Source organism: Streptomyces sp. NPDC048420 (genome assembly GCF_040651535.1).
Lineage (GTDB): Bacteria > Actinomycetota > Actinomycetes > Streptomycetales > Streptomycetaceae > Streptomyces.
In genome coordinates this window covers 192,765-216,122 of the sequence record NZ_JBEZKG010000016.1, presented here as the reverse complement: position 1 = coordinate 216,122, position 23,358 = coordinate 192,765, and the positions used below count along the sequence as shown (strand labels likewise).

At 67.2% G+C, this 23,358-nt stretch carries 36 protein-coding genes; 35 read left to right on the top strand and 1 reads right to left on the bottom strand.

The features are described from left to right. Positions 1-128: 128 nt before the first annotated feature. The 35 genes from AB0D34_RS29815 to truA all read left to right on the top strand — a co-directional run bounded on the left by AB0D34_RS29815 (position 129) and on the right by truA (position 21,714). Entirely contained in the window at positions 129-881 is a 753-nt protein-coding gene (locus AB0D34_RS29815; protein ID WP_362666768.1) for an AfsR/SARP family transcriptional regulator, read from the top strand. A gap of 145 nt (positions 882-1,026) precedes the next feature. Continuing rightward, a complete protein-coding gene (locus tag AB0D34_RS29810) occupies positions 1,027-2,610 on the top strand; it encodes an acyl-CoA carboxylase subunit beta (protein WP_362666765.1) in 1,584 nt (527 codons plus the stop codon). 25 nt (positions 2,611-2,635) lie between these two features. After that, on the top strand, positions 2,636-2,848 hold the full coding sequence (locus tag AB0D34_RS29805) for an acyl-CoA carboxylase epsilon subunit (protein ID WP_362666763.1): 213 nt from the start codon (positions 2,636-2,638) through the stop codon (positions 2,846-2,848). Positions 2,849-2,919: 71 nt separating this feature from the next. Continuing rightward, a complete protein-coding gene (locus tag AB0D34_RS29800) occupies positions 2,920-3,504 on the top strand; it encodes a flavin reductase family protein (RefSeq protein WP_362666831.1) in 585 nt (194 codons plus the stop codon). Between the two features lie 584 nt (positions 3,505-4,088). Next, on the top strand, positions 4,089-4,397 hold the full coding sequence (rpsJ, locus tag AB0D34_RS29795; RefSeq protein WP_003948644.1) for a 30S ribosomal protein S10: 309 nt from the start codon (positions 4,089-4,091) through the stop codon (positions 4,395-4,397). 17 nt (positions 4,398-4,414) lie between these two features. After that, positions 4,415-5,059, top strand: coding sequence for a 50S ribosomal protein L3 (rplC, locus tag AB0D34_RS29790; protein ID WP_005481233.1), 645 nt, complete (start codon positions 4,415-4,417; stop codon positions 5,057-5,059). A 5-nt stretch (positions 5,060-5,064) separates the two neighbouring features. Continuing rightward, complete coding sequence (rplD, locus tag AB0D34_RS29785; protein WP_362666761.1) at positions 5,065-5,721, top strand: 50S ribosomal protein L4; 657 nt, start codon at positions 5,065-5,067, stop codon at positions 5,719-5,721. Continuing rightward, positions 5,721-6,140 carry a 50S ribosomal protein L23 gene (rplW, locus tag AB0D34_RS29780; protein ID WP_053846787.1) on the top strand — a complete coding sequence of 140 codons (420 nt, stop codon included), beginning with the start codon at positions 5,721-5,723 and terminating at the stop codon, positions 6,138-6,140. Before rplD ends, rplW begins: the two co-directional genes overlap by 1 nt. Positions 6,141-6,178: 38 nt before the next feature. Next, positions 6,179-7,015, top strand: coding sequence for a 50S ribosomal protein L2 (gene rplB / locus AB0D34_RS29775; RefSeq protein ID WP_030039757.1), 837 nt, complete (start codon positions 6,179-6,181; stop codon positions 7,013-7,015). Positions 7,016-7,027: 12 nt separating this feature from the next. Then, positions 7,028-7,309: a 30S ribosomal protein S19 gene (gene rpsS, locus AB0D34_RS29770; protein WP_003992359.1), complete on the top strand. Its 282-nt coding sequence runs from the start codon at positions 7,028-7,030 to the stop codon at positions 7,307-7,309. A 44-nt stretch (positions 7,310-7,353) separates the two neighbouring features. Then, complete coding sequence (gene rplV, locus AB0D34_RS29765) at positions 7,354-7,701, top strand: 50S ribosomal protein L22 (RefSeq protein ID WP_003974262.1); 348 nt, start codon at positions 7,354-7,356, stop codon at positions 7,699-7,701. Continuing rightward, positions 7,701-8,525 carry a 30S ribosomal protein S3 gene (gene rpsC / locus AB0D34_RS29760; protein WP_062023386.1) on the top strand — a complete coding sequence of 275 codons (825 nt, stop codon included), beginning with the start codon at positions 7,701-7,703 and terminating at the stop codon, positions 8,523-8,525. Before rplV ends, rpsC begins: the two co-directional genes overlap by 1 nt. Positions 8,526-8,530: 5 nt before the next feature. After that, the gene (gene rplP, locus AB0D34_RS29755; protein ID WP_004927269.1) at positions 8,531-8,950 is read left to right on the top strand and encodes a 50S ribosomal protein L16; all 420 of its coding nucleotides are present in this window, start codon (positions 8,531-8,533) and stop codon (positions 8,948-8,950) included. Continuing rightward, positions 8,950-9,174: a 50S ribosomal protein L29 gene (gene rpmC / locus AB0D34_RS29750; protein WP_005481220.1), complete on the top strand. Its 225-nt coding sequence runs from the start codon at positions 8,950-8,952 to the stop codon at positions 9,172-9,174. Before rplP ends, rpmC begins: the two co-directional genes overlap by 1 nt. Next, positions 9,174-9,461, top strand: a complete 288-nt coding sequence (rpsQ, locus tag AB0D34_RS29745) for a 30S ribosomal protein S17 (RefSeq protein ID WP_046263523.1) — start codon at positions 9,174-9,176, stop codon at positions 9,459-9,461. The genes rpmC and rpsQ overlap by 1 nt, the downstream gene beginning before the upstream one ends. A 237-nt stretch (positions 9,462-9,698) precedes the next feature. Beyond that, on the top strand, positions 9,699-10,067 hold the full coding sequence (gene rplN / locus AB0D34_RS29740) for a 50S ribosomal protein L14 (protein WP_003998823.1): 369 nt from the start codon (positions 9,699-9,701) through the stop codon (positions 10,065-10,067). 2 nt (positions 10,068-10,069) lie between these two features. Further along, complete coding sequence (gene rplX / locus AB0D34_RS29735; RefSeq protein WP_003992365.1) at positions 10,070-10,393, top strand: 50S ribosomal protein L24; 324 nt, start codon at positions 10,070-10,072, stop codon at positions 10,391-10,393. Next, the gene (rplE, locus tag AB0D34_RS29730) at positions 10,393-10,950 is read left to right on the top strand and encodes a 50S ribosomal protein L5 (protein WP_020135807.1); all 558 of its coding nucleotides are present in this window, start codon (positions 10,393-10,395) and stop codon (positions 10,948-10,950) included. Before rplX ends, rplE begins: the two co-directional genes overlap by 1 nt. 5 nt (positions 10,951-10,955) lie before the next feature. Continuing rightward, complete coding sequence (locus AB0D34_RS29725) at positions 10,956-11,141, top strand: type Z 30S ribosomal protein S14 (protein WP_003956452.1); 186 nt, start codon at positions 10,956-10,958, stop codon at positions 11,139-11,141. Positions 11,142-11,351: 210 nt separating this feature from the next. After that, the gene (rpsH, locus tag AB0D34_RS29720) at positions 11,352-11,750 is read left to right on the top strand and encodes a 30S ribosomal protein S8 (RefSeq protein WP_013001411.1); all 399 of its coding nucleotides are present in this window, start codon (positions 11,352-11,354) and stop codon (positions 11,748-11,750) included. 24 nt (positions 11,751-11,774) lie between these two features. Next, positions 11,775-12,314 (top strand): 50S ribosomal protein L6, encoded by a 540-nt coding sequence (gene rplF / locus AB0D34_RS29715; protein WP_062023388.1) that lies wholly within the window; start codon positions 11,775-11,777, stop codon positions 12,312-12,314. Between the two features lie 3 nt (positions 12,315-12,317). Continuing rightward, positions 12,318-12,701 carry a 50S ribosomal protein L18 gene (gene rplR / locus AB0D34_RS29710; RefSeq protein ID WP_030317315.1) on the top strand — a complete coding sequence of 128 codons (384 nt, stop codon included), beginning with the start codon at positions 12,318-12,320 and terminating at the stop codon, positions 12,699-12,701. Positions 12,702-12,737: 36 nt separating this feature from the next. Beyond that, complete coding sequence (rpsE, locus tag AB0D34_RS29705) at positions 12,738-13,346, top strand: 30S ribosomal protein S5 (protein ID WP_108954805.1); 609 nt, start codon at positions 12,738-12,740, stop codon at positions 13,344-13,346. Beyond that, positions 13,346-13,528, top strand: a complete 183-nt coding sequence (gene rpmD / locus AB0D34_RS29700) for a 50S ribosomal protein L30 (protein WP_005481207.1) — start codon at positions 13,346-13,348, stop codon at positions 13,526-13,528. The genes rpsE and rpmD overlap by 1 nt, the downstream gene beginning before the upstream one ends. Positions 13,529-13,530: 2 nt before the next feature. Next, positions 13,531-13,986, top strand: a complete 456-nt coding sequence (gene rplO / locus AB0D34_RS29695; RefSeq protein WP_003974249.1) for a 50S ribosomal protein L15 — start codon at positions 13,531-13,533, stop codon at positions 13,984-13,986. 176 nt (positions 13,987-14,162) lie between these two features. Further along, positions 14,163-15,476, top strand: a complete 1,314-nt coding sequence (gene secY, locus AB0D34_RS29690; protein WP_362666755.1) for a preprotein translocase subunit SecY — start codon at positions 14,163-14,165, stop codon at positions 15,474-15,476. Beyond that, positions 15,476-16,138, top strand: a complete 663-nt coding sequence (locus AB0D34_RS29685) for an adenylate kinase (protein WP_362666753.1) — start codon at positions 15,476-15,478, stop codon at positions 16,136-16,138. Before secY ends, AB0D34_RS29685 begins: the two co-directional genes overlap by 1 nt. Positions 16,139-16,255: 117 nt before the next feature. Further along, complete coding sequence (gene map, locus AB0D34_RS29680; RefSeq protein ID WP_362666751.1) at positions 16,256-17,092, top strand: type I methionyl aminopeptidase; 837 nt, start codon at positions 16,256-16,258, stop codon at positions 17,090-17,092. Positions 17,093-17,263: 171 nt separating this feature from the next. Next, a complete protein-coding gene (gene infA, locus AB0D34_RS29675; protein ID WP_003948620.1) occupies positions 17,264-17,485 on the top strand; it encodes a translation initiation factor IF-1 in 222 nt (73 codons plus the stop codon). Positions 17,486-17,514: 29 nt separating this feature from the next. Then, positions 17,515-17,628: a 50S ribosomal protein L36 gene (gene rpmJ / locus AB0D34_RS29670; RefSeq protein ID WP_003998809.1), complete on the top strand. Its 114-nt coding sequence runs from the start codon at positions 17,515-17,517 to the stop codon at positions 17,626-17,628. Positions 17,629-17,821: 193 nt separating this feature from the next. Next, positions 17,822-18,202, top strand: coding sequence for a 30S ribosomal protein S13 (gene rpsM, locus AB0D34_RS29665; protein WP_037680379.1), 381 nt, complete (start codon positions 17,822-17,824; stop codon positions 18,200-18,202). A gap of 69 nt (positions 18,203-18,271) precedes the next feature. After that, positions 18,272-18,676 (top strand): 30S ribosomal protein S11, encoded by a 405-nt coding sequence (rpsK, locus tag AB0D34_RS29660; RefSeq protein WP_003956432.1) that lies wholly within the window; start codon positions 18,272-18,274, stop codon positions 18,674-18,676. Positions 18,677-18,790: 114 nt separating this feature from the next. After that, positions 18,791-19,813, top strand: a complete 1,023-nt coding sequence (locus AB0D34_RS29655) for a DNA-directed RNA polymerase subunit alpha (protein WP_003966937.1) — start codon at positions 18,791-18,793, stop codon at positions 19,811-19,813. 96 nt (positions 19,814-19,909) lie between these two features. Beyond that, complete coding sequence (gene rplQ, locus AB0D34_RS29650) at positions 19,910-20,431, top strand: 50S ribosomal protein L17 (protein WP_362666749.1); 522 nt, start codon at positions 19,910-19,912, stop codon at positions 20,429-20,431. Between the two features lie 425 nt (positions 20,432-20,856). Further along, the gene (gene truA, locus AB0D34_RS29645) at positions 20,857-21,714 is read left to right on the top strand and encodes a tRNA pseudouridine(38-40) synthase TruA (RefSeq protein ID WP_362666747.1); all 858 of its coding nucleotides are present in this window, start codon (positions 20,857-20,859) and stop codon (positions 21,712-21,714) included. Between the two features lie 438 nt (positions 21,715-22,152). Here truA and AB0D34_RS29640 read toward each other — a convergent pair whose 3' ends face one another. After that, the gene (locus AB0D34_RS29640; RefSeq protein WP_362666745.1) at positions 22,153-23,040 is read right to left on the bottom strand and encodes a hypothetical protein; all 888 of its coding nucleotides are present in this window, start codon (positions 23,038-23,040) and stop codon (positions 22,153-22,155) included. Positions 23,041-23,358 lie beyond the last annotated feature (318 nt).

Below are 23,358 nucleotides of genomic sequence, written 5' to 3'. Positions count from 1 at the left end.
AAAACCGCCGTGCAGGAAAGATCAGGAGCATGACAATAAGAACGTGATCGTTCGCACCGGACCGGGGGAGAAGGATGTTGCACGTCAACATACTTGGCACGCTGAGCGCACGAATAGGCGAGCGTTCCGTGGAACCGACCGCTCTCAAACAGCGCAGAGTTCTGGCTCTGCTCGCGCTGTCCAGGGGGATGGTCTCCAACGACCAGCTCATCGAGGAGATCTGGGAGGAGACCCCGCCCAAGAGCGCGGTGACGGCACTTCAGACCTACGTGCTCGCCCTGCGCAAGCGCATCAGTGGCGCCGGCGTCGACGGAAAACAGATCCTTGTCACCCATGACGGGGGCTACCAGATCAGGCTCGCCGACGGCGGACTGGACGCCGACGTCTTCGGGGAGCACGTGCAGAGGGGGCACCGGCTGGTCGTCGCCCGGGACTTCCAGAGCGCGGTCGACGCGTATCGCAGGGCGGAGAGTCTCTGGCGCGGCGGCCCGTTCACCGACGTGTCACCCGGCCCGCTCCTCGCCATCGAAGCGGCTCGCCTGGAGGAACTGCGCATCGGTGCGATAGAGGGACGCGTCGAGGCGGAACTGCGTCTGGGGCGACATCGCAGCGTCGTGAGTGAACTGAGCGCACTCACGGCTCAGCATCCGCTGCATGAACATCTCCACGCTCAGTACATCCTCGCCCTGCACCGCTCCGGCCGACGGGACCAGGCGCTCGCCGCGTACAGCAGAGTGCGTACCTCGTTGCGACGGGAACTCGGCGTCGAGCCGTCGCCACGGCTGTGGCACCTCCAGCGTGACGTTCTGATGGCCGAGAACCTCTACATCAGCGCGAACGACGAGCTCGGCGGATTCCCGGGCGGGCGGAAGTCCGCCTGAGCGGCGTAGGAGCACAGACCCGGGTCGCGCCGAAATCCCCCGCGGCGCGGCCCGCGAGCGCCGGCCGGGCCCTGGGAGCCCCCGTCTCCAGCAGGGCCCGGCCGGCCGCCGTCCCTCCCACCGTCCCCCGTAGATACGGAGTGTCATGACTTCCCTGCTCGACGGACCGCTCGCCGTTCGTGGAACCGGAGCGAGAGCGGCAGAACTCGGCGAACTGCGAAGAAAGGTGCTGGCGGGGCCGAGTGAGGCGGCGACCCAGGCGCAGCACGCGAAGGGAAAACTGACCGCACGTGAGCGGATCGGGCTGCTGCTGGACGAGGGCTCCTTCACCGAGGTGGAGCCCCTGCGCCGGCACCGGGCCACCGGCTTCGGCCTGGAGGCCAAGAAGCCGTACACCGACGGTGTGATCACCGGCTGGGGCACGGTGGAGGGCCGTACGGTCTTCGTCTACGCCCACGACTTCCGCATCTTCGGCGGCGCACTGGGCGAGGCCCACGCCACGAAGATCCACAAGATCATGGACATGGCCCTCGCGGCGGGCGCGCCCCTGGTGTCGTTGAACGACGGCGCGGGCGCCCGTATCCAGGAGGGTGTCACGGCGCTGGCCGGGTACGGCGGCATCTTCCAGCGCAACACCAAGGCGTCGGGCGTGATCCCGCAGATCAGCGTCATGCTCGGCCCGTGCGCGGGCGGCGCGGCCTACAGCCCCGCCCTGACCGACTTCGTCTTCATGGTCCGCGAGACCTCGCAGATGTTCATCACCGGACCGGACGTCGTCAAGGCCGTCACCGGTGAGCAGATATCGCAGAACGGGCTCGGCGGCGCGGACGTGCACGCCGAGGTCTCGGGCGTGGCGCACTTCGCCTACGACGACGAGCGCGCGTGCCTGGAGGAGGTCCGGTTCCTGCTGTCGATGCTGCCGCAGAACAACCGGGAGACCCCGCCCCAGGAGCTGTCCGAGGACCCGGCCGACCGCCGCTGCGAGGCGCTGCTCGACCTGGTGCCGGCCGACGGCAACCGCCCGTACGACATGCGCAGGGTGATCGAGGAGCTGGCCGACGACGGCCAGTTCATGGAGATCCACGAGCGCTGGGCCACCAACGTGATCTGCGCGCTGACCCGGATGGACGGGCAGGTCGTGGGCGTCGTCGCCAACCAGCCGCAGTCCCTGGCCGGGGTGCTCGACATCCACGCGTCGGAGAAGGCCGCGCGGTTCGTGCAGCTGTGCGACGCGTTCAACATCCCGCTCGTGACGCTCCTGGACGTGCCGGGCTTCCTGCCGGGCGTGGACCAGGAGCACGGCGGCATCATCCGCCACGGCGCCAAACTCCTGTACGCGTACTGCAACGCGACGGTGCCGCGGATCTCGCTGGTACTGCGCAAGGCCTACGGCGGCGCCTACATCGTGATGGACTCCCGCTCGGTGGGCGCGGACCTGGCCTTCGCGTGGCCGACCAACGAGATCGCGGTGATGGGCGCGGAGGGAGCCGCCAACGTGATCTTCCGTCGTGACATCGCCGCCGCCGACGACCCCGAGGCCAAGCGCGTCGAGATGGTGCAGCACTACAAGGACGAGCTGATGCACCCCTATTACGCGGCCGAACGCGGCCTGGTCGACGATGTCATCGACCCCGCCGCCACCCGCGAGGTCCTCATCCGCTCCCTGCGGATGCTCTGCACCAAGCACGCGGACCTACCCGCCCGCAAACACGGCAACCCGCCCCAGTAGTCACCCGGTACCGAGGAAGGCAGCGATGACCCCCGCCACCACGCCGATGGTCCAGATCGTCAAGGGCGAGCTCACCGAGGACGAGCTCGCCGCACTCACCGCCGTGCTCCTGGCCCGCGCGGCCGCGGCCCGCCGTACGGCCCGGACCCGTCCCGCGCACGGCGGCCGGCACCCTCGGGCCGGCTGGCGCCGCCTGGAGCGCGTCACCCTCTACCGCAACCCCGTCAGCTGGCACTGACCATGGAGACCTCCATGCCGGGCCGTGCCGGGAACGGCAGCGTGCCGCGCGAGTCGTTCGCCCCGGAGGAGATGACCGCCCGGGAGTTCTACGGCCTCCTCACCGCCCTGGTCGTGCCCCGGCCGATCGCGTGGGTGTCGACGATCGGACGGGACGGGGTCGACAATCTGGCGCCGCACTCGTTCTTCACCGTCGCGTCCGTGGAGCCGCCCGTCGTGCAGTTCACTTCGGTGGGGCGCAAGGACACCTTGCGCAACGTCGAGGAGACCGGCGAGTTCGTCGTCAACCTGGCCTGCGAGAGGGACTTCGAGACGATCAACGCCACGGCCACGGACTTCCCCCGCGGAATCAGCGAGTTCGAGGCCCTCGGTATCCGACGGGAGCCGAGCGTGTCGGTCGGGCCGCCCCGGGTCGCGGGGGCACCGGCCGTGCTGGAGTGCGCGTTGCACAGCACTCTGCGGATCGGTGACTCCACCCTCGTCTTCGGCCGCGTGCTGCACGCCGCCGTCCACCGGGAGATGCTCGTCGACGGGCACCCGGACAGCGCCCTGTTGCGGCCGCTGGCACGGCTCGGCAAGGACGAGTGGGCAACGCTGGGTGCGGTGCGCGAGATCAAGCGGGTCCGCTACGGACACGGGCCCGGCGCGTCCTCCTGATCGTGTGAACGCTGTTGCCGCGCGGGTGGAGGAGCGGTCGTCGCGGCGGGCACGTGGCGCTGCGGGTCGGCTCGGCACCTTCCGTGTCACGCGGACGGCGGGGGACCGGGCCCGGTCGTGCCCTTCGCGTTGCGGAGAGAGGGCGCGCTGAGCCGCCGCCGGCCGGTCCCCTCCTCGTAGCGTCCGACGCCGTCGCCACCGAGCCGTGTTTGACCTGTGTCACTCTCGGGGTAAGGTCTCCGGCTCGATTGGCCAGGCCCGTGCCCCGTATGGCAGACTAGCGGGGTTGCTCGGTCGAGTGTTGATGCTGCGCGCCTCCCGCCGGGAGGACCGGAAGCGAGTCCCACAGTACTCGTCGCCCTAACTGCCCTATGGCAGCGCTGGGGCGGACGTACGGGAATCTTTCGGGAAGCGGAGTGCGGCACTGGCCAGGCGCCCGGTGGACCTCTTTCCCAGACAAGGGATGTTCGAACAAGGGACATCTGTGTCAGTGAGAGTGCGACACGCCCGACCGCGTGGGTCGGCGGAGGTTCGAGGGAATACCGGGTTCCAGAGCTGTAAAGAGACAGGACTACGGAGTAGCCATGGCGGGACAGAAGATCCGCATCCGGCTCAAGGCCTACGACCACGAGGTCATCGACTCCTCGGCGAAGAAGATCGTCGAGACGGTGACCCGCACTGGTGCGTCGGTCGCGGGCCCGGTGCCGCTGCCCACTGAGAAGAACGTGTACTGCGTCATCAAGTCGCCGCACAAGTACAAGGACTCGCGCGAGCACTTCGAGATGCGCACGCACAAGCGCCTGATCGACATCCTCGACCCGACCCCCAAGACCGTTGACTCTCTGATGCGACTCGACCTCCCGGCCGGTGTCGACATCGAGATCAAGCTCTGAAGGCCGGTGATCTGAGAATGGCTAAGCAGATCAAGGGCATCCTGGGCGAGAAGCTCGGCATGACGCAGGTGTGGGACGAGAACAACCGTGTTGTTCCGGTCACCGTCGTCAAGGCCGGCCCCAACGTCGTCACCCAGGTCCGCACGAACGACGTCGACGGCTACGAGTCGGTCCAGATCGCCTTCGGCGAGATCGACCCGCGCAAGGTGAACAAGCCCCTCAAGGGCCACTTCGCCAAGGCCGACGTCACGCCCCGCCGTCACCTCGTCGAGATCCGCACCGCGGACGCCTCCGAGTACACGCTGGGCCAGGAGATCTCCGCCGAGGTCTTCGAGGCCGGCGTCAAGGTGGACGTGACCGGCAAGAGCAAGGGCAAGGGCTTCGCCGGCGTCATGAAGCGTCACAACTTCAAGGGCCTCGGCGCCGGTCACGGCACCCAGCGCAAGCACCGCTCTCCCGGCTCCATCGGTGGCTGCGCCACCCCGGGCCGTGTGTTCAAGGGCCTCCGCATGGCGGGTCGCATGGGCAACGAGCGGGTCACCACCCAGAACCTGACCGTTCACGCCGTTGACGCGGAGAAGGGCCTGCTCCTCATCAAGGGCGCGGTTCCTGGTCCGAACGGCGGCCTCGTCCTGGTCCGCACCGCGGCCAAGGGGGCCTGAGGACTATGAGCACCATTGACATTCTGTCGCCCTCCGGCGACACCGCCGGGACCGTCGAGCTCCCGGCCGAGATCTTCGACGTCGAGAAGGTCAGCATCCCGCTGATCCACCAGGTCGTCGTCGCGCAGCTGGCCGCCGCCCGTCAGGGCACGCACAAGGTCAAGACGCGTGGCGAGGTCCGTGGTGGCGGCAAGAAGCCGTACCGCCAGAAGGGCACCGGCCGCGCCCGTCAGGGTTCGACCCGTGCGCCGCAGTTCGCCGGCGGTGGCGTCGTCCACGGCCCCGTGCCGCGTGACTACTCGCAGCGGACCCCGAAGAAGATGAAGGCCGCGGCCCTGCGCCACGCCCTCACCGACCGGGCCCGACACAACCGGATCCACGTCGTCTCCGGCGTCGTCGAGGGTGAGAACCCGTCGACGAAGGCCGCCAAGTCGCTGTTCGGCAAGATCTCGGAGCGCAAGAACCTGCTCCTGGTCGTCGAGCGTGCCGACGAGGCCGCGTGGCTGTCCGCCCGCAACCTGCCCCAGGTCCACATCCTGGAGCCGGGCCAGCTGAACACGTACGACGTTCTCGTCTCGGACGACGTGGTCTTCACCCAGGCCGCTTTCGAGTCCTTCGTGTCTGGCCCCAAGGCCGCTGACACCGAAGGGAGCGAAGCCTGATGGCTACGCGTCACCCGAGCATCGCCTCGAAGGCCGCCAAGGCAGCCAAGGCCGCGCGCGTCGCCAAGGCGCGCCGCCACGCCGCCGAGGGCAAGAACACCGTCGTCACGCCGGCGAGCAAGGCCTTCACGGACCCCCGTGACGTCCTGCTGAAGCCGGTCGTGTCCGAGAAGAGCTACGCGCTTCTCGACGAGGGCAAGTACACGTTCATCGTGGCCCCCGGCGCCAACAAGACCCAGATCAAGCAGGCCGTCCAGGCGGTCTTCTCGGTCAAGGTCACCGGCGTCAACACGATCAACCGCCAGGGCAAGCGCAAGCGGACCCGCACGGGCTTCGGCAAGCGTGCCGACAGCAAGCGCGCGATCGTGACCCTTGCCGAGGGCGACCGTATCGACATCTTCGGCGGTCCGACCGCGTAAGCGGGTCGGATCGTCCGATATCGGACGAGGACTGAGAAATGGGAATCCGCAAGTACAAGCCGACTACGCCGGGCCGTCGTGGCTCCAGCGTCGCCGACTTCGTCGAGGTCACGCGGTCCACGCCGGAGAAGTCGCTGGTCCGCCCCCTGCACAGCAAGGGCGGCCGTAACAACGCCGGTCGTGTGACCGTTCGCCACCAGGGTGGCGGACACAAGCGCGCCTACCGTGTCATCGACTTCCGTCGCCATGACAAGGACGGCGTGCCGGCGAAGGTCGCGCACATCGAGTACGACCCCAACCGCACTGCGCGCATCGCGCTGCTGCACTACGCGGACGGCGAGAAGCGCTACATCCTCGCCCCGCGCAACCTGCAGCAGGGTGACCGCGTCGAGAACGGTCCCGGGGCCGACATCAAGCCGGGCAACAACCTGGCGCTCCGCAACATCCCGGTCGGTACCACGATCCACGCGATCGAGATCCGTCCCGGTGGCGGCGCCAAGTTCGCCCGCTCCGCCGGTGCCTCGGTGCAGCTGCTCGCGAAGGAGGGCACGATGGCCCACCTTCGTATGCCGTCCGGCGAGATCCGCCTGGTCGACCAGCGCTGCCGCGCCACGGTCGGCGAGGTCGGCAACGCCGAGCAGAGCAACATCAACTGGGGCAAGGCCGGCCGCAAGCGCTGGCTGGGCGTCCGCCCGACCGTTCGCGGTGTGGCGATGAACCCGGTTGACCACCCCCACGGTGGTGGTGAGGGCAAGACCTCCGGTGGTCGCCACCCGGTCAGCCCCTGGGGTCAGAAGGAGGGTCGTACTCGTTCGCCGAAGAAGGCTTCGAACAAGTACATCGTCCGCCGCCGCAAGACGAACAAGAAGCGCTAGGAGCGGGTTTAGATGCCGCGCAGTCTCAAGAAGGGGCCCTTCGTCGACGACCACCTGATCAAGAAGGTGGACGCCCAGAACGAAGCAGGCACCAAGAACGTCATCAAGACCTGGTCCCGTCGCTCCATGATCGTGCCGGCCATGCTCGGCCACACGCTCGCGGTGCACAACGGCAAGACCCACATCCCGGTGTTCGTCACCGAGTCGATGGTCGGCCACAAGCTCGGCGAGTTCTCGCCGACGCGCACCTTCCGGGGTCACGTCAAGGACGACCGGAAGTCGAAGCGCCGCTAAACGCGGATCGCATTCAGACACGTAAGTAACTGAGAGGGACAACCATGGAAGCCAGGGCCCAGGCGCGGTACATCCGCGTTACGCCCATGAAGGCCCGCCGCGTGGTGGACCTTATCCGTGGCATGGACGCCACGGAGGCTCAGGCGGTCCTGCGATTCGCTCCGCAGGCCGCCTCAGTGCCCGTCGGCAAGGTGCTGGACAGCGCCATCGCCAACGCCGCGCACAACTACGACCACACCGACGCCGACAGCCTCTTCATCTCCGAGGCGTACGTCGACGAGGGCCCGACCCTGAAGCGGTTCCGGCCGCGCGCCCAGGGCCGTGCCTACCGGATCCGCAAGCGGACCAGCCACATCACCGTGGTCGTCAGCAGCAAGGAAGGAACCCGGTAATGGGCCAGAAGGTTAACCCGCATGGGTTCCGGCTCGGTGTCACCACGGACTTCAAGTCCCGGTGGTACGCCGACAAGCTGTACAAGGACTACGTCAAGGAAGACGTCGCCATCCGTCGGATGATGACGTCCGGCATGGAGCGCGCCGGCATCTCGAAGGTGGAGATCGAGCGCACCCGTGACCGTGTGCGTGTGGACATCCACACCGCTCGTCCGGGCATCGTCATCGGCCGCCGTGGCGCCGAGGCCGACCGCATCCGCGGCGACCTCGAGAAGCTCACGGGCAAGCAGGTCCAGCTGAACATCCTCGAGGTCAAGAACCCCGAGACGGACGCTCAGCTGGTTGCTCAGGCCGTCGCCGAGCAGCTCTCCTCCCGCGTCTCCTTCCGTCGCGCCATGCGTAAGAGCATGCAGTCGGCGATGAAGGCGGGCGCCAAGGGCATCAAGATCCAGTGCGGTGGCCGCCTCGGTGGCGCCGAGATGTCCCGCTCGGAGTTCTACCGCGAGGGCCGCGTGCCCCTGCACACGCTCCGCGCGAACGTGGACTACGGCTTCTTCGAGGCCAAGACGACCTTCGGCCGCATCGGTGTGAAGGTCTGGATCTACAAGGGCGATGTCAAGAACATCGCCGAGGTCCGCGCCGAGAACGCTGCCGCCCGTGCGGGTAACCGCCCGGCTCGCGGTGGCGGTGCCGACCGCCCGGCCCGTGGTGGCCGCGGTGGCGAGCGGCGCGGTCGTAAGCCGCAGCAGGCTGCTGGCGCCGAGGCCCCCAAGGCCGAAGCTCCCGCCGCCGCTCCGGCTGAGAGCACCGGAACGGAGGCCTGACCGTCATGCTGATCCCCCGTAGGGTCAAGCACCGCAAGCAGCACCACCCGAAGCGTCGTGGTCAGGCCAAGGGCGGTACGACGGTCGCGTTCGGCGAGTACGGCATCCAGGCCCTCACGCCGGCGTACGTGACCAACCGCCAGATCGAGGCGGCCCGTATCGCGATGACCCGCCACATCAAGCGTGGCGGCAAGGTCTGGATCAACATCTACCCGGACCGCCCGCTCACGAAGAAGCCTGCCGAGACCCGCATGGGTTCCGGTAAGGGTTCGCCGGAGTGGTGGATCGCGAACGTGCACCCGGGCCGGGTCATGTTCGAGCTGTCCTACCCCAACGAGAAGATCGCCCGTGAGGCGCTTACTCGCGCAGCCCACAAGCTGCCGATGAAGTGCCGGATCGTCAAGCGCGAGGCAGGTGAAGCGTGATGTCGGCCGGTACCAAGGCGTCCGAGCTGCGCGAACTGGGTGACGAGGAGCTGCTGAACAAGCTCCGCGAAGCCAAGGAAGAGCTGTTCAACCTCCGCTTCCAGGCGGCGACCGGTCAGCTCGAGAACCACGGTCGGCTCAAGGCCGTCCGTAAGGACATCGCGCGGATCTACACCCTGATGCGTGAGCGCGAGCTGGGCATCGAGACGGTGGAGAGCGCCTGATGAGTGAGAGCAACGTGACTGAGCAGACTGCAGAGGCCCGCGGCTTCCGCAAGACCCGTGAGGGTCTCGTCGTCAGCGACAAGATGGACAAGACCGTCGTCGTCGCCGTCGAGGACCGCGTCAAGCACGCGCTGTACGGCAAGGTCATCCGCCGTACCAACAAGCTCAAGGCGCACGACGAGCAGAACGCTGCCGGCGTCGGCGACCGGGTCCTCCTCGCGGAGACCCGCCCGCTGTCCGCCACGAAGCGCTGGCGCATCGTCGAGATCCTCGAGAAGGCGAAGTAATCAAGCGGGGGTTCGCCCCCCGCTGACCCCGCCGGGGCTTCGGCCCCGGCACCCGCTGGGGGCTGGTGTTCCCGCCGCGGCCCTCGGGCTCGGCGCGCCGCCCCCGGCGGACAGGGTTCTTCCCTTCTAGAGGCGCAAGTAATTCCTGCGGGGCAAATCCGCAGGACGGTTCCGCCAGGCTCGCAGGTTCGCCCCGTAAGGGCCCTGCGGGAACCGGCAGACAAACAGGAGATAGACGTGATCCAGCAGGAGTCGCGACTGCGTGTCGCCGACAACACTGGTGCGAAGGAGATCCTTTGCATCCGTGTGCTCGGTGGCTCCGGTCGCCGCTACGCGGGCATCGGTGACGTCATCGTCGCCACCGTCAAGGACGCGATCCCCGGTGGCAACGTGAAGAAGGGTGACGTCGTCAAGGCGGTCATCGTTCGCACCGTCAAGGAGCGCCGCCGTCCGGACGGCTCGTACATCCGCTTCGACGAGAACGCCGCCGTCATTCTGAAGAACGACGGCGACCCTCGCGGCACCCGTATCTTCGGCCCCGTCGGCCGTGAGCTGCGCGAGAAGAAGTTCATGAAGATCATCTCGCTCGCGCCGGAGGTGCTGTAAGCATGAAGATCAAGAAGGGCGACCTGGTCCAGGTCATCACCGGTAAGGACAAGGGCAAGCAGGGCAAGGTCATCGCGGCCTTCCCCCGCGAGGACCGCGTCCTGGTCGAGGGTGTCAACCGGGTCAAGAAGCACACCAAGGCCGGCCCGACCGCTCGCGGTTCGCAGGCCGGTGGCATCGTCACGACCGAGGCGCCGATCCACGTCTCCAACGTCCAGCTGGTCGTTGAGAAGGACGGCAACAAGGTCGTCACGCGTGTCGGTTACCGCTTCGACGACGAGGGCAACAAGATCCGCGTTGCCAAGCGGACGGGTGAGGACATCTGATGGCTACCACCACCACTCCGCGTCTCAAGACGAAGTACCGCGAGGAGATCGCGGGCAAGCTGCGTGACGAGTTCAAGTACGAGAACGTCATGCAGATCCCCGGCCTCGTCAAGATCGTGGTCAACATGGGTGTGGGCGACGCCGCCCGCGACTCCAAGCTGATCGAGGGCGCCATCCGCGACCTCACCACGATCACCGGTCAGAAGCCGGCCGTCACCAAGGCCCGTAAGTCCATCGCGCAGTTCAAGCTGCGTGAGGGCCAGCCGATCGGTGCCCACGTCACGCTCCGTGGCGACCGCATGTGGGAGTTCCTGGACCGCACCCTGTCGCTCGCGCTGCCGCGCATCCGCGACTTCCGTGGTCTGTCCCCCAAGCAGTTCGACGGCCGTGGCAACTACACCTTCGGTCTCACCGAGCAGGTCATGTTCCACGAGATCGACCAGGACAAGATCGACCGTACCCGGGGCATGGACATCACCGTGGTGACCACGGCGACCAACGACGCTGAGGGCCGCGCGCTCCTTCGTCACCTCGGCTTCCCCTTCAAGGAGGCGTGAGCGAGATGGCGAAGAAGGCTCTGATTGCCAAGGCTGCTCGCAAGCCCAAGTTCGGTGTGCGTGCGTACACCCGCTGCCAGCGCTGCGGCCGTCCGCACTCCGTGTACCGCAAGTTCGGCCTCTGCCGTGTGTGCCTTCGTGAGATGGCTCACCGTGGCGAGCTGCCGGGCGTGACCAAGAGCTCCTGGTAATCCCCTACTTGGGGATACCTGAAGCTCTCGGTAAGCAAAGGGTTTGGTCAGGGGCCCACCCCTCCATGGCTTAGGCTGGGAGGGTTGGGCGCCCTGACGCCCGTACGACTTACTACGCCGTAGGTCCACCGCACCGCACCCGCCTCGTCTCGGATCGAGGAGAGGGATGGGCACCTGGAAACCCCGGCGAGAGAGGCCGAAGGCCAATTCATGACCATGACTGATCCGATCGCAGACATGCTTACGCGTCTGCGGAACGCGAACTCGGCATACCACGACTCCGTGACGATGCCGGCGTCCAAGATCAAGTCTCACATCGCGGAGATCCTCCAGCAGGAGGGCTTCATCACGGGCTGGAAGGTCGAGGACGCCGAGGTCGGCAAGAACCTCGTCCTGGAGCTGAAGTTCGGCCCCAACCGTGAGCGCTCCATCGCGGGCATCAAGCGGATCTCCAAGCCCGGTCTCCGGGTTTACGCGAAGTCCACCTCCCTGCCGAAGGTGCTGGGCGGCCTCGGCGTGGCGATCATCTCCACGTCGCACGGGCTCCTCACCGACAAGCAGGCCGGCAAGAAGGGCGTGGGTGGGGAAGTCCTCGCCTACGTCTGGTAGCGGAAGGGAACGGAGGAAACAGCTATGTCGCGTATTGGCAAGCTCCCCATCACGGTTCCCGCCGGCGTGGACGTCACCATCGACGGCCGTACGGTGTCGGTGAAGGGGCCCAAGGGCACCCTCTCGCACACTGTTGCCGCGCCGATCGACATCGCCAAGGGTGAGGACGGCGTTCTGAACGTCACCCGCCCCAACGACGAGCGTCAGAACAAGGCCCTGCACGGCCTGTCCCGCACGCTGGTGGCGAACATGATCACCGGCGTGACCCAGGGTTACGTGAAGAAGCTCGAGATCAGCGGTGTCGGTTACCGCGTGACGGCCAAGGGTTCGAACCTCGAGTTCGCTCTCGGCTACAGCCACCCGATCACTGTCGAGGCCCCCGAGGGCATCACCTTCAAGGTGGAGGCCCCCACCCGGTTCTCGGTCGAGGGCATCGACAAGCAGAAGGTCGGCGAGGTTGCGGCCAACATCCGCAAGCTGCGCAAGCCCGACCCGTACAAGGCCAAGGGCGTCAAGTACGAGGGCGAAGTCATCCGCCGCAAGGTCGGAAAGGCGGGTAAGTAAGCCATGGCATACGGACAGAAGATCCTGAAGGGCGACGCCTACAAGCGCGCCGCGATCAAGCGCCGTCACATCCGGATCCGCAAGCGGATCTCCGGTACGGCGGAGCGTCCCCGTCTGGTCGTTACCCGCTCGAACCGCCACATCGTGGCCCAGGTGATCGACGACATCAAGGGTCACACCCTGGCGTCGGCGTCCACCCTGGACACCACGGTCCGCGGTGGCGAGGGCGACAAGTCCGCGCAGGCCAAGCAGGTCGGTGCCCTGGTCGCCGAGCGTGCCAAGGCCGCCGGTGTCGAGGCCGTCGTATTCGACCGTGGTGGCAACCAGTACGCCGGGCGCATCGCCGCTCTGGCGGACGCCGCCCGCGAAGCCGGGCTCAAGTTCTGAGCCGCTCGTAGCTAGCGGAAAGAGAGAGGTAATCCAATGGCTGGACCCCAGCGCCGCGGAAGCGGTGCCGGTGGCGGCGAGCGGCGGGACCGTAAGGGTCGTGACGGTGGCGCTGCCGCCGCCGAGAAGACCGCTTACGTTGAGCGTGTCGTCGCGATCAACCGTGTCGCCAAGGTTGTGAAGGGTGGTCGTCGCTTCAGCTTCACTGCGCTCGTCGTAGTGGGCGATGGCGATGGCACCGTCGGTGTCGGCTACGGCAAGGCCAAGGAGGTGCCGGCCGCCATCGCCAAGGGTGTTGAGGAGGCCAAGAAGCACTTCTTCAAGGTCCCCCGTATTCAGGGCACCATCCCGCACCCGATCACGGGTGAGAAGGCTGCCGGCGTCGTTCTCCTCAAGCCGGCTTCGCCGGGTACCGGTGTTATCGCCGGTGGTCCCGTGCGTGCCGTCCTGGAGTGCGCCGGTATCCACGACGTGCTGTCGAAGTCGCTCGGCTCGTCGAACGCGATCAACATCGTGCACGCGACCGTGGAGGCCCTGAAGGGTCTGCAGCGTCCCGAGGAGATCGCGGCCCGCCGTGGTCTGCCGCTCGAGGACGTCGCTCCCGCGGCTCTGCTGCGTGCGCGTGCCGGGGCTGGTGCTGCGTAATGGCTCAGCTCAAGATCACGCAGACGAAGTCGTACATCGGCAGCAAGCAGAACCACCGTGACACCCTGCGCTCCCTTGGTCTCAAGGGCATCAACACGCAGGTCGTCAAGGAGGACCGCCCCGAGTTCCGCGGCATGGTGCACACCGTCCGCCACCTCGTGACGGTCGAGGAGGTCGACTGATCATGGCGGAGAACAACCCGCTCAAGATCCACAACCTCCGTCCCGCCCCGGGCGCCAAGACCGCCAAGACCCGTGTGGGTCGTGGTGAGGCGTCGAAGGGTAAGACGGCCGGTCGTGGTACCAAGGGCACGAAGGCCCGCTACCAGGTTCCGGAGCGCTTCGAGGGTGGGCAGATGCCCCTCCACATGCGTCTTCCGAAGCTGAAGGGCTTCAAGAACCCGTTCAAGACCGAGTTCCAGGTCGTGAACCTCGACAAGCTGGCCGCGCTCTACCCCGAGGGTGGCGAGGTCACGGTCGAGGGTCTGGTGGCCAAGGGTGCCGTTCGCAAGAACAGCCTCGTCAAGGTCCTCGGCCAGGGTGAGATCTCCGTGGCGCTGCAGGTGACGGTCGACGCCGTCTCCGGCTCCGCCAAGGAGAAGATCACCGCCGCCGGCGGCACGGTCACCGAGCTCGTCTGAGCACGATGACGTAAAGCAGTACCCACCGGGGATACCTCACAACGGGGTATCCCCGGTTGGTCGTTCCACGGCAGGCGGGGGCCCGGGTAAGGTGGCCTGCACTGCTTTCCCACATATTCGTCGAACCTCAAGACCGTCACCCTTGACGCAGTAGCGCGGGGGTCGCAGGAGGCACCGTGCTCACCGCGTTCGCCCGGGCGTTCAAGACGCCCGACCTGCGCAAGAAGCTGCTCTTCACGCTCGCCATCATCGTGGTGTACCGCGTTGGTACCCACGTCCCGATCCCCGGCGTCGACTACAAGTCCGTCCAGGCGTGTGTGGACCAGGCGTCCGGCAACCAGGGCCTCTTCGGTCTGGTCAACATGTTCAGCGGCGGCGCGCTGCTGCAGATCACGATCTTCGCCCTCGGCATCATGCCGTACATCACGGCGAGCATCATCCTGCAGCTGCTGACCGTGGTCATCCCGCGCCTGGAAGCCCTCAAGAAGGAGGGCCAGGCCGGTACGGCGAAGATCACGCAGTACACCCGCTACCTGACGGTGGCGCTCGCCATCCTGCAGGGCACCGGCCTGGTGGCCACCGCCCGCAGCGGCGCCCTCTTCTCCGGCTGCACCGTCGCGTCCAGCATCGTGCCGGACCGCGCGATCTTCACCACCATCGTCATGGTCATCACCATGACCGCCGGTACGGCCGTCGTCATGTGGCTCGGTGAGCTCATCACCGACCGCGGCATCGGCAACGGCATGTCGATCCTGATGTTCATCTCGATCGCCGCCACCTTCCCGTCCGCGCTGTGGGCCATCAAGAAGCAGGGCACCCTGGCCGACGGCTGGATCGAGTTCGGTACGGTCATCGCGGTCGGCCTGGTCATGGTCGGCCTGGTGGTCTTCGTCGAGCAGGCTCAGCGCCGCATTCCCGTCCAGTACGCGAAGCGCATGATCGGCCGTCGTTCCTACGGCGGTACGTCGACGTACATCCCGCTGAAGGTCAACCAGGCCGGTGTGATTCCCGTCATCTTCGCGTCGTCGCTGCTCTACATCCCGGCACTGATCGCGCAGTTCTCGAGCGGCAACTCGGGCTGGAAAACCTGGATCGAGGCCAACCTGGTCAAGGGTGATCACCCGATCTACATCACCCTCTACTTCCTGCTGATCGTGTTCTTCGCGTTCTTCTATGTGGCGATCTCCTTCAACCCCGAGGAAGTCGCCGACAACATGAAGAAGTATGGTGGCTTCATCCCGGGCATCCGGGCTGGCCGACCGACCGCTGAGTATCTGAGCTACGTACTCAACCGGATCACCTGGCCGGGTTCGCTGTACTTGGGTCTGATCGCTCTTGTGCCAACGATGGCGTTGGTCGGCTTCGGGGCAAGCCAGAACTTCCCGTTCGGCGGGACCAGCATCCTGATCATCGTGGGTGTCGGTCTTGAGACGGTGAAGCAGATCGAGAGCCAGCTCCAGCAGCGCAATTACGAAGGGTTCCTCCGCTGATGCGTATCGTCCTCGTCGGGCCGCCGGGTGCCGGCAAGGGAACGCAGGCCGCGTTCCTCGCCTCGAACCTGTCGATCCCGCACATCTCCACGGGCGACCTGTTCCGCGCCAACATCAGCCGGCAGACGGATCTCGGCAAACTCGCGAAGTCCTACATGGACGCGGGCAACCTGGTTCCGGACGAGGTCACCATCGGCATGGCCAAGGACCGCATGGAGCAGCCCGACGCCGAGAACGGCTTCCTGCTCGACGGCTTCCCGCGGAACGTCTCGCAGGCCGAGTCGCTCGACGAGATGCTGCAGACCGAGGGCATGAAGCTGGACGCGGTGCTGGACCTCGAGGTCCCCGAGGAGGAGGTCGTCAAGCGCATCGCCGGCCGCCGCATCTGCCGTCAGGACTCGGCGCACGTCTTCCACGTCTCGTACAAGGCGCCGAAGCAGGAAGGCGTCTGTGACGTCTGCGGCGGCGAGCTGTACCAGCGCGACGACGACTCCGAGGAGACGGTCCGCAAGCGGCTGGAGGTCTACCACACCCAGACCGAGCCGATCATCGACTACTACAAGGCCCAGGGCCTGGTGGTCACGATCTCGGCGCTCGGCAAGGTGGAGGACGTCACCGGCCGCGCCATGGAGGCGCTCAAGCGCGAGGACGACGCCGCCTAGCGGCTTCTCTCCGCAGTACGTCAGCCGCGGTTCCCGCACAGGGGGCCGCGGCTGCTGCGTGGGTGCACGTATCGTTGGGGGCACCCGTCCCACTTCCTTTGAAAGGCCCCCGCCAGCATGGTGCAGATCAAGACCCCCGAGCAGATCGCCAAGATGCGTGAGGCGGGCCTTGTCGTCGCCGCCATCCACGCGGCGACACGTGAGGCCGCGGTGCCCGGGGCGACGACCAGGGATCTCGACCAGGTCGCGCGCAAGGTCCTCGCGGAGCACGACGCGAAGCCCAACTTCCTGGGGTACGGCGGTTTCCCGGCCACGATCTGCACCTCCGTGAACGAGGTCGTCGTCCACGGCATCCCCTCCGACGAGGTCGTCCTCAAGGACGGGGACATCATCTCCATCGACTGCGGCGCGATCATCGACGGCTGGCACGGGGACGCGGCCTACACGGCCTTCGTGGGCTCGGGGCACGCCCCCGAGCTGATCGAGCTCTCCCGGGTCACCGAGGAGTCGATGTGGGCCGGCATCGCGGCGATGAAGCAGGGCAACCGGCTCGTCGACGTCTCCCGGGCCATCGAGACGTACATCCGGCGCCAGCCGAAGCCCGGGGGCGGGCGGTACGGGATCATCGAGGACTACGGCGGTCACGGCATCGGCACCGAGATGCACATGGACCCGCATCTGCTGAACTACGTCGACCGGCGCCGGGGGAAGGGGCCGAAGCTGGTCACCGGGTTCTGCCTGGCGATCGAGCCGATGGTGTCGTTGGGGACGCCGAAGACGGAGGTCCTGTCGGACGACTGGACGGTCATCACGACGGACGGTACGTGGTCTTCTCACTGGGAGCACTCGGTGGCGCTGACCGACGAGGGGCCCTTGGTGCTTACAGCTCCGGACGGTGGTAAGGCGAAGCTGGCGGAGCATGGGGTTGTCGCGGCTCCGGATCCGTTGGCCTAACGATCGCGGCGGCGACCACACCGGCGCTTAAGGATCTCTGTGTTGGGGCATGAATCCTCGATTCGTCTTTCTGGGGCCCCTGACGTAGACTGACTCGTCGACTCTCGTGCACCCGCATGTCCTCATGCGCCGGCGGGAGTCGATCAAGGTAGTCGATTCGAAGGGCGAAGCGTGGCCAAGAAGCAAGGTGCCATCGAGATCGAGGGCACTGTCGTCGAGTCTCTTCCGAACGCCATGTTCAAGGTCGAGCTCCAGAACGGCCACCAGGTCCTGGCACACATCAGCGGCAAGATGCGTATGCACTACATCCGCATCCTCCCTGACGACCGGGTCGTGGTGGAGCTGTCTCCGTACGACCTGACGCGTGGCCGGATCGTCTACCGGTACAAGTAGATCCCTCTGACTCGGAGAACCTCAATCTCATGAAGGTCAAGCCGAGCGTCAAGAAGATCTGCGACAAGTGCAGGGTGATCCGCCGTCACGGTCGGGTCATGGTCATCTGCGAGAACCCGCGCCACAAGCAGCGCCAGGGCTGACGCACGACCAATCCCTCTGCATCGAGATCGCAGAGATTCGCGCGACGCGAGCTGAAATGTAAATACGCGGAACCCAGGTGCCCCACGGTGCCTGACACCCTCGGTTCGGAGGCCGAGGACCCAGTTCGTACCTGGTACGGCGGCTGGGAATCGGTTCTGTGTCAGACCTCCGAAGATCACCAGGAGCCATTGAATGGCACGCGTTTCCGGTGTTGACATCCCGCGCGAAAAGCGCGTGGAGGTCGCCCTGACCTACGTGTTCGGTATCGGCCGGACTCTGTCCCAGCTGACGCTGGCCGAGACCGGCATCGACCCGAACACCCGCGTTCGCGACCTCTCCGAGGAGCAGCTCGTCGCGATTCGTGAGTACGTCGACAACAACATCAAGACCGAGGGTGACCTCCGTCGCGAGATCCAGGCCGACATCCGCCGCAAGGTCGAGATCGGCTGCTACCAGGGTCTGCGGCACCGCCGTGGTCTGCCCGTCCGTGGTCAGCGCACCAGCACGAACGCTCGTACCCGCAAGGGCCCGCGTCGCGCGATCGCCGGCAAGAAGAAGCCGGGCAAGAAGTAGTCCTCAGCGGACAACGCTTCATCAGCGGTCTTCGCTGTAGGACCGACCACCTCCCCGTAGGAGAAGTAGATGCCCCCCAAGGGTCGTCAGGGCGCTGCCAAGAAGGTGCGCCGCAAGGAAAAGAAGAACGTCGCTCACGGGCACGCCCACATCAAGAGCACGTTCAACAACACGATCGTCTCGATCACGGACCCCTCGGGCAACGTGATCTCCTGGGCCTCCGCCGGCCACGTCGGCTTCAAGGGCTCGCGCAAGTCCACCCCCTTCGCCGCGCAGATGGCCGCCGAGTCGGCCGCCCGTCGCGCGCAGGAGCACGGCATGCGCAAGGTGGACGTGTTCGTCAAGGGTCCCGGCTCCGGCCGTGAGACCGCGATCCGCTCCCTCCAGGCCACCGGCCTCGAGGTCGGCTCGATCCAGGACGTCACCCCCACCCCGCACAACGGCTGCCGTCCGCCCAAGCGCCGCCGCGTCTGACGCACGGTTGTCTTAGGTTTCGGGCGGTACGTCTCCTCGGAGGCGTGCCGCCCGTACCCTTGCAGTAACAGCAGGACGTCAAATAGCGGGCGTCCATGACTGAAGGATCGCAACATGCTGATTGCTCAGCGTCCCTCGTTGACCGAAGAGGTCGTCGACGAGTTCCGCTCCCGGTTCGTGATCGAGCCGCTGGAGCCGGGCTTCGGTTACACCCTCGGCAACTCCCTCCGCCGGACCCTGCTGTCCTCCATCCCCGGTGCGGCTGTCACCAGCATCCGCATCGACGGTGTCCTGCACGAGTTCACCACCGTGCCGGGCGTCAAGGAGGACGTCACCGACCTGATCCTCAACATCAAGCAGCTGGTCGTCTCCTCGGAGCACGACGAGCCGGTCGTGATGTACCTGCGCAAGCAGGGCCCGGGTCTGGTCACCGCCGCCGACATCGCGCCCCCGGCCGGTGTCGAGGTGCACAACCCCGACCTCGTCCTCGCCACGCTCAACGGCAAGGGCAAGCTGGAGATGGAGCTGACGGTCGAGCGTGGCCGCGGTTACGTCTCCGCCGTGCAGAACAAGCAGGTGGGCCAGGAGATCGGCCGCATCCCGGTCGACTCCATCTACAGCCCGGTGCTCAAGGTCACGTACAAGGTCGAGGCGACCCGTGTCGAGCAGCGCACCGACTTCGACAAGCTGATCGTCGACGTCGAGACGAAGCAGGCCATGCGTCCGCGTGACGCCATGGCGTCGGCCGGTAAGACGCTCGTCGAGCTCTTCGGGCTCGCCCGTGAGCTCAACATCGACGCCGAGGGCATCGACATGGGCCCGTCCCCGACGGACGCCGCCCTCGCCGCCGACCTGGCGCTGCCGATCGAGGAGCTGGAGCTCACCGTTCGGTCGTACAACTGCCTCAAGCGTGAGGGCATCCACTCCGTGGGTGAGCTGGTCGCGCGCTCCGAGGCCGACCTCCTCGACATTCGCAACTTCGGTGCGAAGTCCATCGACGAGGTCAAGGCGAAGCTGGCCGGCATGGGCCTGGCCCTGAAGGACAGCCCGCCCGGATTCGACCCCACGGCCGCTGCCGACGCCTTCGGCGCCGACGACGACGCGGACGCGGGTTTCGTGGAGACCGAGCAGTACTGATCAGTACCTGATCGGTTGTTGCCGGTGAGCATCCGCTCGCCGGGTTCCTGACCCCGGTACCTGACACGGCCGGGGCAGACACACAGGAGAAGAACCATGCCGAAGCCCACCAAGGGTGCCCGTCTGGGCGGCAGCGCCGCGCACGAGAAGCTGCTCCTCGCGAACCTCGCGAAGTCGCTGTTCGAGCACGGCCGTATCACCACCACCGAGGCGAAGGCGCGCAAGCTGCGTCCGTACGCCGAGCGTCTGGTCACCAAGGCGAAGAAGGGCGACCTTCACAACCGCCGTCAGGTGCTCCAGGTGATCACGGACAAGAGCGTCGTCCACACGCTCTTCACCGAGATCGGCCCGCGCTACGAGAACCGTCCCGGTGGCTACACCCGCATCACCAAGATCGGTAACCGTCGTGGCGACAACGCGCCCATGGCTGTCATCGAGCTGGTCGAGGCGCTGACGGTCGCGCAGGAGGCCACCGGCGAGGCCGAGGCCGCCACCAAGCGTGCCGCCAAGGACGCCGAGGCTGCTCCGGTCGCCGAGGAGACCAAGGTCGACACGACCAAGGCCGACGAGGCTGAGGACGCCGCCGAGGCTCCGGCCGAGGAGTCCAAGGACGCCTGACGCTTCCGCGTCGTGACGGGCCCGTCCCCTTCGGGGGGCGGGCCCGTTCGCGTCGGGGGGCGAAGAGGTCGTACGGCGAAAGAGACGGGCCAACCTCGGGGGCGCAGTCCTATGACTTCTCTTGCCGCTGTCCGGCGCAGCATCTCCGCGAGGACCGGCTGCGGGGCTGCACCGTCGACGGGCTGGTCCAGGCCTGCAGTGACTACGACCGAGGTCACGGTCGCGGGTGAGGGTCTGGCCTTCACCGGCACAGGGGGGCGTGCTGGTCGGCGGTACCGGGTGGCTTCCGTAACGTGGGCGGCTCGGCGGCAAGGGCGCCGTGCTGCGGATCTACGGCTGCCGGGAGGCGTTGGCACTGATCATCGCCGCAGTGCGGGCCCGCCCCTTGGGGTGGGCCCGTTCCGCGTTCCTGAGAGGATCTGGGGGTGAGCGACGAAGTACAGCCCGGTTACGTCCGTGTCCGCCTCGACCTCTCCTACGACGGGACCGAGTTCTCCGGGTGGGCCAAGCAGGCCGGGGGACGGCGGACCGTACAGGGCGAGATCGAGGACGCCCTGCGGACGGTGACCCGGTCGAAGGACGTGACGTACGAGCTGACGGTGGCCGGGCGGACCGATGCCGGGGTGCACGCACGGGGCCAGGTGGCGCATGTGGACCTGCCCGAGGAGCTGTGGGAGGAGCACCGGGAGAAGCTGCTGAAGCGGCTTGCCGGGCGGTTGCCGAAGGACGTGCGGGTGTGGTCGCTGCGGGAGGCACCGGCCGGTTTCAACGCACGCTTCTCCGCGATCTGGCGGCGGTACGCCTATCGCGTCACCGACGACCCCGGGGGCGTCGACCCGCTGCTGCGGGGGCACGTCCTCTGGCACGACTGGCCGCTGGACGTCGGCGCCATGAACGAGGCGGCTGCCCGGCTGCTGGGGGAGCACGACTTCGCCGCCTACTGCAAGCGGCGTGAGGGTGCGACGACCATCCGCACACTCCAGGAACTGAGCCTCGTCCGCGGTGACGACGGCATCGTCACCGCGACCGTCCGCGCCGACGCCTTCTGCCACAACATGGTGCGGTCACTGATCGGGGCGCTGCTGTTCGTGGGGGACGGGCACCGGGGGCCGGACTGGCCGGGCAAGGTGCTGGCCGCGGGCGTACGGGACTCGGCCGTCCATGTCGTACGGCCGCACGGGCTGACGCTGGAGGAGGTCGGGTATCCGGCGGACGGGCTGCTGGCGGCGCGGAACAAGGAGGCGCGGAACCGGCGGACGCTGCCGGGGGCGGGTTGCTGCTGAACGGCCCTCCCGGCGGAGACCGTGCTGTCAGTCGTTGCGGTCGGTGGAGTTGTTCAGCACGATGCCGTGGGAACCGGTCCACAGCACGGGATCTGCCCGGTCGCGCGGATGCCGTCGATGTGCGTTGGCCTGGACTGAGTAGCCTCCCCAGCTGCCGGTCCAGGATCTCGACGACGGCGTCTCCCGTGAACGAGGGGAGGGGCGGATGCCTGCGACCGGGTTCTGGCCGCCCGCCCGGCCCTCGTCGCCGGCGTGCGAGCCCTGCAGGGGCGGTACACCCCTGCCGGGAGGACGGTGATGTTCCCCGGCTGACAGGCCTCCAGCGCCGCCTGGAGCGCGCTGTGTCGTCGGTGGTGCCGTCTCCCTTGGCGCCTTAATCCTTCCACGTCGTGGGTCCTCAGGACGGCCGGGAGCCGGCCCCCGGCCGTCCTGAGCGGGTCACTCGCCCGCGGCCGTCGACGCCTGGGCCTCGCCGCGGCGGTGGATCTGGCGGAAGGTGAACTCGGCCAGGTTGTCGCCGATGCTGAAGACCGCGGTGTCCTTCTCCGTGACGTTCTTGCCGCTGGCGAAGCCGGAGATGGTGAAGTAGGCGTAGCGGCCGTAGGAGTTCGAGGTCGTGCGGCAGATCGCGGAGTTGCAGAAGGCCTTGACCGCGCCGCCGGACAGCGACTTGACGATGTCCTTCTTCGTGTTGACCTGGCTCTTGGCCTTCGCCGCTTTGGCCTCGGTGTCGAACACGGCCACGCCGACCGTCACCGAGACGCCGTCCTTGGTGTAGCTGACCCGCATGAACTGGGTGCAGCCGTTGGCCTTGAGGATCTTCCCGAGGCTCGGCTGGACGGTGTCGCCGGCGGCGCAGTTCTTGGTGTCGGCCGTGGTCCCCTTCTTATACACGGTCGAACCCATGGTCAACTGGGTGCCCGGGAAGAGGCCCTGCGCGCTGAGCGGGAGCGTGTCCTTGGCCTTGCTGGCGATGAAGTCCTTCGGGTCCAGCGGCGGCGGGGCGCTGGTCGGCGCGAACGACGGCGCGGTCCCGGTGGCGCTCGGTATGTCGGCGGTGGCCGGCAGTGACGAGGTCGGTTTGTTCGCCTCGTCGCCGTTCGCCGATACGACGGCCATCGCCACGGCGGTGCCTATAGCGACCGTGGCGACCGCGCCGCCGACGATGAGGAACAACCGGCGCCGTCTGTTGCGGGTCTCGGAGGCCTCGGCGAGCGCGGCCCAGTCCGGAGTCTGCTCGCCCCCGCCGCTGCTCCACGGCTGCTGCGACTGCGGTTTCCAGGGATCCCACTGGGACGGGGGTCCCCCCTGCTGCCCAAAGCTCATGGGGTGCATCTTAGAGGGGGTGAGGAAGGTGCCGGTGGGCCTGTGGACAACGGCTGGACAACGGCCTCGGGGACCTTTCCGGCACCGGTGCACATCTCGGCCGCGAGGGCGTCGCGAGGGTGTGGCGAAGGCGTTGCCAGGGCCTCGTTTTGACCCGTCCGGGGGCACACCGGTATCCTGCTTCTTCGTTGTGTATTGGCTCGCTCGTTCTCATGCGAGAAGCCTTTACCTAGGTTCCCTGGAGCAGTTACCAGTGGGCGGCATACGGGCAGTGGCCCGGCCATTGTCGTCCCCAGCTGCACGATCGCTTCAGTGATG